This is a genomic window from Mycobacterium sp. ST-F2 (genome assembly GCF_001905655.1).
Taxonomy (GTDB): Bacteria; Actinomycetota; Actinomycetes; order Mycobacteriales; family Mycobacteriaceae; genus Mycobacterium.
Genome location: NZ_JMHT01000006.1, coordinates 66,467 through 80,938 on the forward strand (window position 1 = coordinate 66,467; position 14,472 = coordinate 80,938).

At 66.5% G+C, this 14,472-nt stretch carries 10 protein-coding genes and 1 pseudogene; 5 read left to right on the top strand and 6 right to left on the bottom strand.

Annotated features, from left to right (window positions below; translation table 11 throughout):
- Positions 1–10 precede the first annotated feature (10 nt).
- The 5 genes from EB75_RS03170 (at position 11) to EB75_RS03190 (ending at position 6,242) form a co-directional block, all read left to right on the top strand.
- Positions 11–2,029 (top strand): PTS fructose transporter subunit IIABC, encoded by a 2,019-nt coding sequence (locus tag EB75_RS03170; protein ID WP_073694030.1) that lies wholly within the window; start codon positions 11–13, stop codon positions 2,027–2,029.
- 36 nt (positions 2,030–2,065) lie between these two features.
- Positions 2,066–2,323 (top strand): HPr family phosphocarrier protein, encoded by a 258-nt coding sequence (locus EB75_RS03175; RefSeq protein WP_073694031.1) that lies wholly within the window; start codon positions 2,066–2,068, stop codon positions 2,321–2,323.
- A gap of 279 nt (positions 2,324–2,602) precedes the next feature.
- Positions 2,603–2,941 carry a YbaB/EbfC family nucleoid-associated protein gene (locus EB75_RS03180; protein WP_073694032.1) on the top strand — a complete coding sequence of 113 codons (339 nt, stop codon included), beginning with the start codon at positions 2,603–2,605 and terminating at the stop codon, positions 2,939–2,941.
- 97 nt (positions 2,942–3,038) lie between these two features.
- A complete protein-coding gene (locus EB75_RS03185; protein WP_083611930.1) occupies positions 3,039–4,214 on the top strand; it encodes a DUF7373 family lipoprotein in 1,176 nt (391 codons plus the stop codon).
- Between the two features lie 9 nt (positions 4,215–4,223).
- Positions 4,224–6,242 (top strand): serine/threonine-protein kinase, encoded by a 2,019-nt coding sequence (locus tag EB75_RS03190; RefSeq protein ID WP_073694034.1) that lies wholly within the window; start codon positions 4,224–4,226, stop codon positions 6,240–6,242.
- Here the strand turns inward: EB75_RS03190 and EB75_RS03195 are convergent.
- From EB75_RS03195 to EB75_RS03220, 6 genes and pseudogenes are all read right to left on the bottom strand, one after another.
- The gene (locus EB75_RS03195) at positions 6,239–6,943 is read right to left on the bottom strand and encodes a sensor domain-containing protein (RefSeq protein WP_083611932.1); all 705 of its coding nucleotides are present in this window, start codon (positions 6,941–6,943) and stop codon (positions 6,239–6,241) included. The two genes, EB75_RS03190 and EB75_RS03195, sit on opposite strands and share 4 nt — an antisense overlap.
- An 11-nt stretch (positions 6,944–6,954) precedes the next feature.
- Positions 6,955–10,002, bottom strand: a complete 3,048-nt coding sequence (locus tag EB75_RS03200; protein ID WP_168175975.1) for an ATP-binding cassette domain-containing protein — start codon at positions 10,000–10,002, stop codon at positions 6,955–6,957.
- Positions 10,003–10,057: 55 nt separating this feature from the next.
- Positions 10,058–11,536, bottom strand: coding sequence for a neutral zinc metallopeptidase (locus EB75_RS03205; RefSeq protein WP_073694037.1), 1,479 nt, complete (start codon positions 11,534–11,536; stop codon positions 10,058–10,060).
- Between the two features lie 101 nt (positions 11,537–11,637).
- Complete coding sequence (locus tag EB75_RS03210) at positions 11,638–12,732, bottom strand: hypothetical protein (RefSeq protein ID WP_073694038.1); 1,095 nt, start codon at positions 12,730–12,732, stop codon at positions 11,638–11,640.
- A gap of 99 nt (positions 12,733–12,831) precedes the next feature.
- Positions 12,832–12,945 (bottom strand): annotated as a pseudogene (locus EB75_RS29815) (hypothetical protein); the annotation flags it as partial.
- A gap of 68 nt (positions 12,946–13,013) precedes the next feature.
- Positions 13,014–14,405, bottom strand: coding sequence for a MinD/ParA family ATP-binding protein (locus tag EB75_RS03220; protein WP_073694040.1), 1,392 nt, complete (start codon positions 14,403–14,405; stop codon positions 13,014–13,016).
- Positions 14,406–14,472: the final 67 nt, after the last annotated feature.

Below are 14,472 nucleotides of genomic sequence, written 5' to 3' on the forward strand. Positions count from 1 at the left end.
AGGAACCCCCATGCCGATCATCACCTCGGACCTCGTCGCACTCGACGTCGACGCCGGCCCCGACAAGCAGAATGTGATCGAACTGCTGGCGGCCCGAATGGCCGAGACCGGCCGCGCCACCAACGGCGACGGACTCGTCGAGGCCGCCCTGGCCCGTGAATCCCAGTCGGCCACCGGGCTTCCCGGCGGTATCGCGATCCCACACTGCCGATCGCCCCATGTCGACGAGCCGACCATCGGCTTCGCCCGGCTGGCGCCCGCCGTCCCGTTCGGCGCACCCGACGGTCCCGCCGACCTCGCGTTCCTCATCGCCGCCCCCGAATCCGGCGGTGCCGAGCACATGAAGCTGTTGTCGAGCCTGGCCCGGGCCCTGGTCCGCAAGGAATTCGTCGAACAGCTGCGTGCCGCAGGCACCGCCGATGAAGTGGTCGCACTCGTCGAGGGCGTGGTCAGCCCGGCGCCGGCAGCCCCGTCCGCATCCGCGACGCCGGCTCCGGTCGCTCCCGCCGCCGAGCCCGCACCCAAGGCCTCGATCATCGCGATCACGGCGTGCCCCACCGGAATTGCCCACACATACATGGCCGCCGACGCCCTGAAACTGGCCGCCGACCGCGCCGGTGTGCATTTCACCGTCGAAACCCAGGGCTCGTCCGGCTCCACCCCGTTGTCGGCCGAGACCATCGCCGCCGCCGACGCCGTCATCTTCGCCACCGATGTCGGGGTCAAGGACAAGCAGCGCTTCGTCGGCAAGCCCGTCATCGCCTCCGGGGTCAAGCGGGCCATCAACGAACCCGACACCATGATCGCCGAAGCCGTTGCGGCGGCGAAGGATCCGCAGGCCGCCCGAGTCCAGGGCGACGCCGCGGCGCCCGCCACCGAGAACCGCGGCGGGCTGGGCTGGGGCACCCGACTGCGCCAGATCCTGCTGACGGGCGTCAGCTACATGATCCCGTTCGTGGCGGCCGGCGGCCTGCTGATCGCACTGGGTTTCCTGTTCGCGGGCTATGAGATCGCCAACAAGCCTGCCGGGAAATCGGATTCACTCGCGCACATCATCGCCACGACCAACTCGCTGACCAACCTGCCCCCGGGTGGAATCCTGCAGTACCTCGGCGCGGTGCTGTTCACCCTCGGCGGGCTGGCCTTCGGCTTCCTGGTCCCCGCGCTCGCCGGATACATCTCCTTCGCCATCGCCGACCGGCCCGGCATCGCACCGGGTTTCACCGCGGGCGCGGTGGCCGTCACCGTGGGCGGCGGGTTCATCGGCGGTATCGTCGGCGGCCTGATCGCCGGGTTCGCCGCGCTGTGGATCAGCTCGTTCAAGGTGCCCCAGTGGTTCCGCGGCCTCATGCCGGTGGTGGTGATCCCGCTCGGCGCCTCACTGATCGTCGGTCTGTCCATGTTCCTGCTGCTGGGCCGTCCGCTGGCCGCCATCACCACGGGCCTGACCCACTGGCTCGGCAGCATGTCCGGCAGCTCACTGGTCCTGCTGGGTGTCATCCTGGGCCTCATGATGTGCTTCGACCTGGGCGGACCGGTCAACAAGGCCGCTTACTCCTTCGCCGCCGCCGGGCTCAACATCACCGACGTCGCATCGCTGCGGATCATGGCCGCCGTCATGGCGGCCGGCATGGTGCCGCCGCTGGCCATGGCGTTGGCCTCCGCCCTCCGGCCCCGCCTGTTCACCGAACCCGAACGCGAGAACGGCCGGGCCGCATGGCTTCTCGGCGCCTGCTTCATCACCGAGGGCGCCATCCCGTTCGCCGCCGCCGACCCGCTGCGCGTCATCCCGTCGATGATGTTCGGCGGCGCCGTCACCGGCGCCATGGTGATGGCGTTCGACGTGACGTCCAAGGCACCGCACGGCGGCATCTTCGTCTTCTTCGCCATCGGAAACCTCATCTGGTTCGTGGTGGCGGTGCTCGTCGGCGCCGTCTGCAGCGCGCTGGCGGTCATCGTCGCCAAGAGCGCAGGCAGGACGCTCCCGTCCGTCGACACCTCCGCAGACCTGCAGCCCGCAGGCCACTGAACTATCCGAATCAACAACCAACCAAAGGAGAAACCCATGCCCAGCAAGACCGTCACCGTCGGATCCGCCATCGGCCTGCACGCCCGTCCCGCGGCCGTCATCTCCGAAGCCGTCGTCAACTCCGGCGCGGAGGTGACCCTGTCGGTCGACGGCGGCGAGCCGGTGGACGCCGGTTCGGCCCTGATGATCATGACCCTCGGGGCCGGCAACGGGGCCCAGGTGACCGTGGCCTCCGACGACGAAACAGCCCTCGCGACCGTGGCTGACCTGGTCTCCCAGGACCTCGACGCCTGAGGCGGCACGCTGGGCGGACAGCCGATGCAGCCGGCCGCAGTCGCGCCGGCGTCAGGCTCCCGCGGTGCGGCGCCAGCCAGGCAGCGGGTCCTGCCTCTGTCGGCGGCGGCGAGTGCGGTGACATGGTGGTCACGGCGGCAACCGCGAAGGCGGCAAGGAGAAGAAGCGCAACGCGGTGCTTTCACCCGACGAGGTCCTGTACACGGAGGACCGCGCCTTCACCGACGGCGTCATCGGGCACCGGCGCCGCACCAAGATCGATGACAAGAAGGAGACCAAATGATGGAGATGCATCCGGAGGTCGCCGCGGTTCTCCAGCAGGCCCAGCGCCTGCAGTCGGTCATGGACGAGCAGCTCGCCAAGATGAACACCGAGTCGTTCACCGCGACCGACGAAGCCAAAACCGTCGAGGTCACCCTCAACGGTCACCACTGGCTGACAGGCCTGTTCATCGAAGACGGCCTCCTACGCCTCGGCGCCGACACCGTCGAAGCTCGAATCAATGAAGCCCTCGGCAATGCGACCGCGAAGGCCACCGAGTCCATCGACGCCGATCGGGCGCGACTGGGCGACCTGGTCGCCGAAATCACCACGGATTTTCCGCGCGGCCAGCAGTAGCGGCTGAGGCACTCAGACGCTCGAGTGCGTACAGTTCGCGGGGAGTCACTACGCGGCGCCTCGCGCTGTGTAGTCAGGGGAGACGATGGGGAGCGTCATGAATATCGCCAAGTTGGCCGCCGCGACCGCCGCAGTGTCACTGCTGGCAGGCTGCACAACGGTGACAAACGGCGATGCGTCACGGGATCCGGCGTTCAAGCCAGGCGATGCAGTCGTCAGCCTGCTGAACCCCGGTAACTACCCGACGGCGCCGAAACCGGGGCCTGCGGTCAAACCCGGTGCCGAAACCGGACGGATCTTCGACGCCGAACGCATGGCGGAATACGTCGTCGGACCGTGGGAGGTTGACCCCCAGCTTCTGGACGTCGACGCGACCTCGACGGGTCTGTGGCTCGATGCAAAGCCGCTGTCGTCCGTGGCCGACGACATCGCGAAAAAACATCAATTCATCTACGGGTTCGGCTCAGCGCGCGGCGCGGGCGCTCACGCTGACCACCCACGTGGCATACAGAATGCGGTACTGCGTTTTCCCAACCCAGATGCCGCAGCTGCCGCCGCGGCGGAATTTTATGCGCAGGATCCCATGACCCACCATCCATCAGCGCAGCTCAATCTTCCGATACCCGGTCACCCCGAGACTCATGCATATCGATTCATGATGCCTGACCGGCAATTCGCCACCGTGGCGTACTCGCCGCACGGCCCATTTGTGCTGACACAGTATGCCGATGCAGAGCAAGGCGCCGATGTGTCAACGCAGTTGGCTGTCAAGATGCTTGACTTGCAGGCCCCAAGAATTGATGGTTTTCGACCGACGGACCCCAGCCAGTTCGCCAACATGCAGTTCGACCCCGACGGACTGCTCAGACGGACCATGCCCACCAAGGAGCCGGTTTTGAACCAGGGTTTGTGGGCGCCCCGCGGCTATCTCCATTTCGAAGACGACCCCATCGTCAGCTCAGCCATCCTCACCGACGCCGGAGTCGACGTCGTGTCAATTCGCGGGACGCATGTATTCCAGGCCCGCGACAATGCCGCCGCAACGCGCTTGGCCGCCAAATTCACCGAACCGAGTACCGGCACCGAGCCCGGCCCGACCGTTCCGGGCCTGCCCTCGGCCAGATGTGTCGCGGTCACCAACGAGCGGATCAAGGCCCAGGTCAACACCTGCTACGCGACTGTCGGCCGGTGGGCGTTCGAAGCCTTTGCGGTTCAGCCATTTGAGACCACTCAGAAGATGGCTGCGCAGTATCTGCTCCTGACTGCGAAATAATCGACCGCAATGACATCCACTTTCAATCCCGGCGATATCGTGGCCGGCTACACCATCGAAGCCGTCCTCGGTGTCGGCGGCATGGGCGTGGTCTACAAGGCCAAGAACCCGCAGCTGCCCCGCAGTGACGCCTTGAAAGTCCTCACCACGTCGATACAGGGTGACGGACAGTTCCGGGAACGGTTCTTGCGTGAAGCCAACGTTGCAGCGACGCTCGACCACCCCAACATCGTCGCGGTCTACTCCCGTGGCGAGACCGAGGCCGGGCAGCTCTGGATCGCCATGCAGTACGTCGCAGGCACCGACGCCGACCAGGAAGTCCGTTCCGGCCGGATGACACCGGCACGCGCGGCCCGCATCATCACCGAAGTCGCGAAGGCACTCGACTACGCCCACCGACGTGGCATCATGCACCGCGACGTCAAACCCGCCAACTTTCTGCTGGCGGCCGCCGAAGATCCCGGCGACGACGAGCGAGTGTTCCTGGCGGACTTCGGAATTGCCCGCGCCTTCGACGATGCCGCACACCTGACCACCGACGGCTCAGTCATGGCGTCCATCGCCTACGCCCCACCCGAGGCACTCAGCGGACAGCATGTCGATTCGCGCGCCGACGTCTACTCGCTGGCCTGCAGCCTCTTCGTGTTGCTCACCGGCAGGACGCCATACGGCGGCCTACCTGGCGGCATCGCCGCCATCGCGGCAGCGCACGTGACGGGAGAAATCCCGCGTGTCACCGATCGCGTGCCCCATCTGCCGTGGGCACTGAACGAGGTCATCGCCCGCGGCATGGCGAAAGATCCCAACGTCCGGTACCAGACCGCGCGGGAATTCGCCGCCGCGGCAACGGCTGCCGTCGCGAATTCCAGTCCGGCGCAACAACCTCCCGGCCAAATACCGCCCCCCGCGCAGCAATCGTGGCAGCCGCACCAACCGACACCACCCGGTGGCGTGCTGACCTATCCGAGCGGGCAGTTCAGCGGTCCGTACCCCCCGGGACCGCCGCGCGGCCCGATGCCACCGCAGATGACGGGGGCCGGGCCGCTGACGGCTGGGCCGAACAATGCACGCAAGCGTCGATTGGTCATCGGCGGTGCGGTCGCCGCTGTCGTCACCGTCATCGTGGTCGTCGCCTCGATCATGCTGTTCGGCAAACCGGGCGCGCCCGCCTATACCGCGCAGTCATTCACTCACGCCCACGGCACCACCGAAATCACCAGGGCGCCAACCGCTGTCGCCGCCCTCGGACCCGGCGATGCCGATGCCGTGCTGTCGCTCGGCCTACAACCCGCAGCCATCGCCGGCGCGGGCACGACCCTGCCCTCCTGGTTGCAGTCCAAGATCACCGGTAAACCGTCGGTGAAAGACACCGTCGGCTTCATCGACACCAGCGCCATCGAGGCCGCGAAACCCGACGTCATCATCGCCACCGGAGACATCGACGACACGACCTATCAGCGCCTCGCGGCAATCGCCCCGACCGTCACTGCGCCGAAAGACACCAGCCGGACCTGGAATTGGCAAACACAGCTCAAGTGGATCGGCAAGATCCTCGGTCGCGACAAGGACGCCGACAGCCTGATCGACCAGGTCGCCTCGCAGCAGACCGACCTCAAGAATCAGAACCCCAGGGCTGCTGGGAAGAGCGTCCAGGTGATCAACGTGTCCGACAGCGGCGTCAGCCAGACACTCACCCCGTCGAATGCGGCGGACTACTTGAATTCGCTTGGCTTGAACTACGACCCCACACTGGGGCGCCAAGCTGGCGACCAGGGTTCTGCCCGGACAATGCCCGACGTGGCCAAGTTGTACCAAGTTCGCACCGATGTGCTGGTCGTGGTGAGAACCGACAAAGCTGCCGGGCATGGGGGCGCAGCGGGGCGGCCCCGCCAACTCGCGACCTATCGCGGCTCGATAATCATCGTGGATGACCCCAATATCATTGCCGCACTTGCTGATCCCGGCGGCTACCTGGCTACCGAATACCTCGACAGCAACTTCGTGCCAATGATGGCAAACATTCGCTAACTCACCTTGGCCGCGATTTTCGACAACAGATCACGCCCTTCGTTGCTCACGTCGGAGGCGCACACCCGAACGTCCACGATGACATTCTTGCGAGTGCCCAACGAATGCTGGCATCTCACGCTGCCGCCGTCTGCCGCGGTGCCCGACATCGACACACTGACAACGGAATCCACAGAGTCAACGTTGCCCAGTTCGTACGTGGCAGTGCTCTTACCGTCCGTAATCGTGGCTTGCTGACTTTGGCATAGGCGCCAGCGGCCGACGGTGATACCGCGAAAGGTCTCTGCGTCCGCATCCGACGGGAACGAGGCGAGCACCTGAACCACCCGCGCGTGCCGATCGCCATGGAGACCCTGCCCCGCGAAACCAGTTCGGCCGTAGTAGGACACCGTGTCGAGACCCGGCATCAAGGCTTCGGTGCACCGAAGTGGGTCGACGTTCAGCTTCGCCTCTGGCTTTCTGAAAATCGCCTCCGGTGTCATGGCTACGCCCACGACGTCGCTGATCTCAGACGGGGATGCCAACAATGCCGGCAGGCCGGCATCATCAACAGGTTTGGCGACAGCTGACGTCGACGTCGTCGGAGAAGCGACAGCCGTGGCTGTCGTGGCCGTGCCCGAGACCTTCCGGTCGGCGGACGAACAACCCGCCGCCACAACAACCACCGCGCCAATGACCAGCCCAGTACGCCAGGGGTTCATCTGTTCCTTTCTCAGCTGACCTTGTCAGCGATCTGCTTGGCCAGCTCGGCAGCCTGAGTGCCGCCACCCGAAGTGCACGCCAACACGTCGATCACGACATCGGTCTTCGTGGTCAGTACGTGTTGGCAGCTGCGCCCAGGCTCCGTGAAGGCCGCAGTGAGGGTGTCTTTGTCCACAGTGACCGCACCGACCGCCAACTGCCGCGGCGGCCCTCCGTCAGCCGTGAACGTGACGACCGTATTCGCGCATCCCGACCATGTCGCCGCCGCCGGAATAGCCGCTGCCGCTTGGGGTCCCGGGTAGCCGACGACATAGGCCACCATCCAGACGTTCGGATCTGCCGGGTTGTGCAGCTCCATACCCGACATGGCGGTGAATCCCGGCGCGAAGGTCGTGGCACTACCCGCATCCGCGACGCCGGCACACGGTGGAGGAGCCGCAGTGCCGCGTCGCGGGGTCTCCGCCGTGACGATGGTCGCGGTCGCCATCGGTGGCGACTGCATGACGGTGCTCACGGCTTTTCCGTCGGGGAGCAGGTTCGCCAGATCTATGCGCTGCCCGGGGATAGCCGCCCTGGGTGGTGCCGCGGGCGCCGTCGGTTGCGTCGGCCGGTTTCCGGAGTCGCGGGTCAGGTAGGTCATGCCGGCCACAAATCCTGCCGCAAGCACTACGGCGACCGCGATCATCGCAGCTTTCGGGGGACCCGCTTTCGTGCCGCCCGGCAGCCGAAGTCGTCGGTACACCACGAAACCGGCAACCGCGCCCAGCAGCAACAGGACACCGATATCCAGCGCCCACCAGCGCAATTCGTGGTGCCACAGCTGGTCGTCGACCGACATGAGCGGCGCAATCTTGAGCAGGTCGACCACGCTCGCCGACGCCGCGAATCCCCATCGCCCTGGCAGGAACCACGACGCCTGGTCCAGGCCGACGCGTCCCGTCACGGGGATCATGCCGCCGGAGAACACGATCGACAGCATGATGACGACGACGAGCATCGGCAGGATCTGCTCGCTGGACCGCGCCAGCGAGGACAGCAGCAGGCCCAGGATCGCCGAAACAATTGCTGCCACAGTCAGACTCACGTAGAAGTCCAGGGTCGCGCTGCCCAGCAACAATGCGCCTTGCGTGGGCGCGCCCTTGCCGATCACCACGATCGCCACGACGATCGCAGTCTGAATCGCGGTGAACGCGCTGTACACAACGATTTTGGCGGAAAGGTACGCGGCGGCCGACAGCCCGACCGCCTGCTCCCTGCGGAAGATGGTGCGCTCGCCAACCAGATCACGGATCGTCAGTGCGGTTCCCATGAACACTGCCGCGATATTCGCGACGATGAGCAACTGGTTCGGCTCGTTGGGGGAGTGGCCCACAGTCGCCACCCCGAATCCGGTGTCCCCCGGCACAATCAGCGACATCGCCCCCAGGATGAACGGCAGCAGCAACAAGAAGCTGGTGTAGATCCGATCGGCGAAGATCAGCTGCAACTGCCGGCGCGCGACGGTAAGCATCTGGCGACCGGTGCTGGTGCGCGCCGGTGCGCCGAGCGGGCCGGCAGGTTCCGGCGGTGCCGGCGGTTGGTTGGCAGCGGGGTTGTTCTGCAGGAAGACGGCATGCGCCGCATCGGGATTGGCCGATACCCAGGCGAAGATGTCCGCCCAGTCCTGCGTTCCCATCGCCGATCCGACCGCTTGCGGCGGTCCCGCGTAGACGGTCTTGCCGCCGGGCGCCAGGAGCAGCACCTGGTCACACATGTTCAGGTACGTGAGGGAGTGCGTCACCACCAGCACCGTGCGCCCGGCATCGGCCAGCCGCCGCAACATCTGCATGACCTGGCGGTCCAGCGCCGGGTCCAATCCCGAGGTGGGCTCATCGAGGATCAAAAGTGATGGGCCGGTGAGCAATTCGAGCGCCACCGAGGCCCGCTTGCGCTGCCCGCCCGACAACTTGTCCACGCGCTTGTCGCGGTGCTGGGTGAGTTCCAATTCGGCGAGCACCCGTTCCACCACCGCGCGGCGATCGTCCTTGCTGGTGTCGGGTGGCAACCGGAGTTCGGCGGCATAATTCAGCGCCTGGGTGACCGTCAACTGCCGGTGCACGACGTCATCTTGGGGCACCATGCCGATCCGTGACCGGAGCGACGCATAGTGCGCGTGCACGTCGTGTCCATCGAAGGTGACCTGCCCGGAAGTCGGTTTGGTGACGCCGCCGAGCAGCCTGATCAACGTCGACTTGCCTGCGCCCGACGGGCCGATCACCGCCGTAAGAGTGCCGGGCCGAGCGTCGAACGCCACGTTGGTCAGCAGCTGGTGGCCCTCGATGGCGAGGCCGACCTGGCGTACCTCGATGCCACCGGTCGCAACCGTCTGCCGCGACTGGACCGCGGTACCGCCGGTGAACACCAGGTCGGTGTTGCCGACGGTGATGACGTCCCCGGGACGCAGCGTGACCGCCTCGACGCGGTGACCGTTGACGAAAGTGCCATTGCCCGAACCGTTGTCGTACAACTGCGTTCCGGTCGGGGCGGGCACCAGGTAGGCGTGAATTCGGGAGGCCAGCGAATCTTCGACCTTGATGGTCGCAGTCGAGTGTCGCCCGATGGTGACGGCCCCAGGGGGCGGACCCGACGAGCGTTGTGGCGCGGGGGCGGGCTGACGCGGCGGTGCAGGCGGCGACTGCCGCTGAACCGGCCGTGGCGGCAATGGAGGAGCCGGCTGCGACGGACGCGGGGCCGCCGTCTGTGGCGGCGGCTGCCGGTACTTGGCGACCGGGATGACCTGTGTGGCGGTCCGGAAATGCAACTGCGGTCCGTCCGGAGCACCGACAGCCAGGACGAGGTCGTCACTGATGACAGCCGACGGCACACGCGTCCGGTTGGCGAAGATTCCGTTGCGGGACTTGTCGATTGCCACCCACTGACCGACACCGGGGTCCACCCTGATGATCAGATGCAACCGGGAGACCACGTGCTTGGCGCCAGGGCCGGCGTCAGGAATTCTGACGTCCGAGGCCTCGCCGCGGCCGACGGTGACCTCCTTGCCGGGCGGGAAGGTGAACATGGCGCCGCCGAGCGTCACGATGAGCGGCGGGACGGAGCTCACGAATGCACTCTCCTCACTGGTAGCGCTTGTAGCAGCCCTCGTCGTCGGTGGCCAGCCCGGCCCGGAACGCCGCGATCCGGGTGAACGCGGCCGGCACACCCTGCCCATCGACCGCCGTGGCGACGTATCCGTTGGTGAGCAGCCCGGCGACGGCCTTGTCCAGGTCGCCGGCGGTCAACTGCAGGCTGGCACCACTGGGCAGGTCATGCGGCTTGGCCATCTGACGCTGGGCCTGCGCGGTCAGGCAGGCTGTGCGTAACGCGGCCGTCGGGTCGTCCAGCTTGACTCCACGCTGGTTCTCCAGCGCCATCATGTACCGCGACACGACGATCGAGAACGCCGTGTTGTCGCCCTGGATCAGAGTCTTCTCGGCCATGTCAGCCGGTGTGCCGATCTGTTGCAGGGCGGGCAGGTTCACCGAGATCGTGTTCGTCGACGGACAGTATGAAGCAGGCGAATCACCTTGCGAGGTATCGCATTTCGCCGGACCGTATGTCAGCTTCGGGGGCTGCTTCGGGGAATAGATCACCCCGAGCAACTCGACCAGGGTGCCGATCGTGTCCTTGTCGATGGGCAGGTCGGCGGACCGGTGATCGTCGTCCGTCGGCTCATCTTCGAGCTCCATCGGCAGGCCCTTGCGGCGCTGCTTGATGTCGTTCAGATCGATGGCCGCGCACGCCTGCGGTCCGACCGTGAAGCCCTGCTGGAACGCGCTGACGCGGTCCAGCGCCGTGCCGTGGCCGTCGGTGAGCATGTCGTCGTCGTGCGGTCCCAGCGTTGGATCCCGGACGGTGATCAGCCCGGCGAGCACATGGTTGAGGCCGTCGCCGGTGCTCATCATGAACCGCTTGGAATCACCCGCCGCGACGTAGTGCAGATAGGCGCCGGCGAAGCAGTCGGCCTGCTGTTCACGGACGATGACGGGTGTACTACGAGTCACCAATTTCGCCATGTACTGGATCGCGTGGCCGTATTCATGCCCGATCAGCCCCGCGACGGAGACGTCACCGAAGTACTTGCGCCCCGTCGGGACCATGATGCCGCGGTCCCAGGCCATCAGCTTCTCGCTCGGGCAGTAGAAGGCGTTCACCAGACCGGCGGTGTCCTCGTCACACGCTTCCGGACTGTTCCGATCGCGGGCGTCGTACGACAGGAACTTCTCGATGGGCTTGAACGAACCCTTCAAACCCGACGCGCTGTAGTCGTGTTGCCAGTACTCGGCGATGTCATTGATCGCCTGCAACGCCAGTCGGTCGACGTCGCTGTTGTTGGTGTTCTGCACCTTGCCGACCGCCGCGGGTGCGTTGTCCCGCAACCCGCTCGGCCCGTCCTTGGCCGGGAGGTCGGCGACATGGAAGGGGTCGTTGACCGGCGACACCGCGGTACCGGTGACGGTCGGCGCGCAGCCGGCCAGCATCGCCACCGCGCACAGCGCCACCGAACGTCGCAGCGCCGTTCCGCTTCTCACCCGCAATCCGAAATCGCCTGTCATCGTGCCCCCTGACGTTCGGTTCAGACTATGGCCTGCCGGCAGCTTCAGAACAGCGAACGGCGCACCCCGATTTCAGGGTGCACCGTTCATCGGTCGGGCTGTCAGAACTGACCGGTAGCGATCTTCTGAATTCCCTTGTGGACCTGAATTCCGATGTAGCCCAGCACAACTGCGATGACGCCGTTGATCACCACAGCAAGGATCAGCATTGCCGTGAGGCTACCGCTGACGTAGGGGCTGCTGCTGACACCCGCCAGGCCGATGATGCCGAACAACAAACCCAGCAGGCTGGCCACCGCACCCACACCACAGATCCCGTAGGCCACGAACTGCGCGGCCAGCTTCGTGCCCAAGGCCAGGAAGCAGTAGGCCAATCCGAGCCAGATCACGCTTGCGATGAGCGAACCGATCCCGCCGAACAGGCTCAGGAACAACCCGATCAGCACCGCTCCGCCGTAGCCGAGGTAGACGAACTGGTTGGAGCCCTGCGGATTGTTCCGCATGTTCTGGAACCACGGCTGCTGGATCAGCTCGCCGCGGACACCGCGCGTCATCAACCGGAAGATGAACGAATCACCCTTGGTGAGCAGCGACTTCGCCATGTCGACGGGCGTCTGCTGCGGACCCGCTGGTCCGCCGAACTGCGGTCCGCCGAACTGCGGTCCGCCCGGACCGGGGTATCCGCCCGGCTGAGGTGAACCGAAGCCAGGCTGGGCACCACCCGGACCGAAGCCCGGCGGCGGCACCGACGCACCGAAGCCCGGGGCACCGAAACCAGGGGCGCCGTAGGTCGGCGCGCCGAACCCCGGCGGGGGCGGCGGCACGGGCGCACCCGCCGGATTCCACGACTGCTCGGGCTGCGGTGGCAACGGCGCTGCGGGCTGACCGAACTGCGGCTGCGGAGCCGGCTGCTGATAACCCGGCTGCGGGGGCTGCCACTGATGTCCCGCCGGAGGCTGGGGGGCCTGCCACTGCGGTACCGCCGGCGGCACGTCCTGGCCGTAGGGGGCAGCGGCCGGAGGCTGCGGCGGCTGCCACTGCTGCTGCGGCACGACCTGGGTCTGGTCACCGGCAAGCGGGCTCGCCGCAGTCGGCTGCTGGAGCGCCGACCGATCGACGAACTGGGTCTTCTCCTCGTCGCCAGCCACCGGCAGCTGCTGCTCGCTCACGGAGCCGGCGTCGTGGTTTTCGGACATATCGTGGTCTCCCTAACAAATTGACTACTCAAACACCGTACGGGCGCCGCCGGGTCGGTCGCGCGGCGATGTTACTCATTCGTGTGACCGGACGGAAAGTCAGAACCGGATGTTCCGGATGGTGTCGTAGACCCCTGCTATCCACAACAGGAGCGGAATCACCGCGGCGATCGCCGCACCGTCGGTCAGCTCCAGGATGCGCTTGGTCACCGGTGGTCGACTGCCTGGTCGGATTGTCAGCTGCCGCGGCGGGTGGGGCGGTTGCGGGCCGGCAGATGCGGTCACCGGTACTCGAGCCTGTCGAAGTCGTCGGACAGCGCCGCGGCCAGCTCGGTGATCCGGCGCTGGTACGTCTTGGCCAGCAGATCGAACTGGATGTCCGATCCGGCGGCGATGTGCTTGTCCCACGGCAACACGATGACGCGGCCCGCCGGCACATGCCGCTCGAACTGCTGCACTAGATCATCGACATCGATGTTGGTCTTGCCCGGTGTGACGTGGTTGATGACGACACACGCCCGGCCCAGCAGATCCTGATATCCGTTCTGCCGCAACCAGTCCATGGTCACCGCGGCCTGGCGGGCACCGTCGATCGAGGCGCTGGCCACGATGACCAACCCCGACACCGTCGACAGCACGGCGCGCGAGGCCTGGTGGAACAGGCCGGCACCACAGTCGGCGAGCACCAGGTTGTAGTACTGCGAGACGATCTTGACCGCGGCGGCCCAATCGTCTTCGTTGAAGTCGCGGCGCGCCACGCTGTACTCGGCCGACGACAACACCTCAAGGTTGGAGGCGTTCATGCTGGTGTACGCGCGGATGTCGTTGTAGCGCGCAAGTTCCTTGTCGGACAACAGATCCGAGATGGTCGCTGCCGACTGCCGGCCGGCCCGGTCGGCCAGGTTGCCACCGTCCGGATCGGCATCGACGGCCAGGATCCGGTCACCGCGGACCTTCGCCATGACGGAGCCCAGGGTGACGGTCACGGCCGTCTTGCCGACGCCGCCCTTCAGCCCGAGGACGCCGATCTGGTAGGAATCGCGGGCGTTTCGCCGTATGCGGGTGTAGAGGTCCAACTCGTACAACTCGTCGGGCGACAGGCCCAGATTGATACGGGTCAACAGGTACAGCACGTGACGCCAGCCGCGCTGCGACGGCATCTTCACCCCGGCGCGCACACCCACGTGCGACAGCGCGTCGATGGCGCGGTGGTCACCGATGGTGGCGGCGGAGGTCTGGTCGGGCATGTGCTGCGCGGTCCATTGCCTGTCCACCCGGGGATTCATGGCGTAGTGCTGTGGCGGAGGCTGCACGTGCCGCGGGGGCGGAGGCATCATCGGGGCGTGCTGCGGCTGCTCGTACTGGGCGCCGGCCATGGGAGCACCTTGCGGCGGGCGCATCAGGCCGTTCTGCATGAATTGCATTGGCGTGGGCGGTATTTGAGTGGTCACCTCAGAAGGCCGCGGCGGCGGAACCATGCCGGGCGGCTGCTGCGGCTGGCCGGCAACGGGCGGTCCCGACGGCGATTCGGCCCCGGCAGCCGAGGCAGCGGCTGCGGAAGCCGACATCTGCGCGGCGGCAGCAAGGGTCGCATGGTCGACGGTGCGCGTGGCTTCCTCGTTGTCGGCCTGGCCCGGCGAGTTGTTGAAGAGCCGGTCATAGTCGGCGGACATGAGTACCTCTCGATTGTGTGCGGATTCCTCCGGGAACGCACATCCAGTGGGCAGGGTCGACCCTACG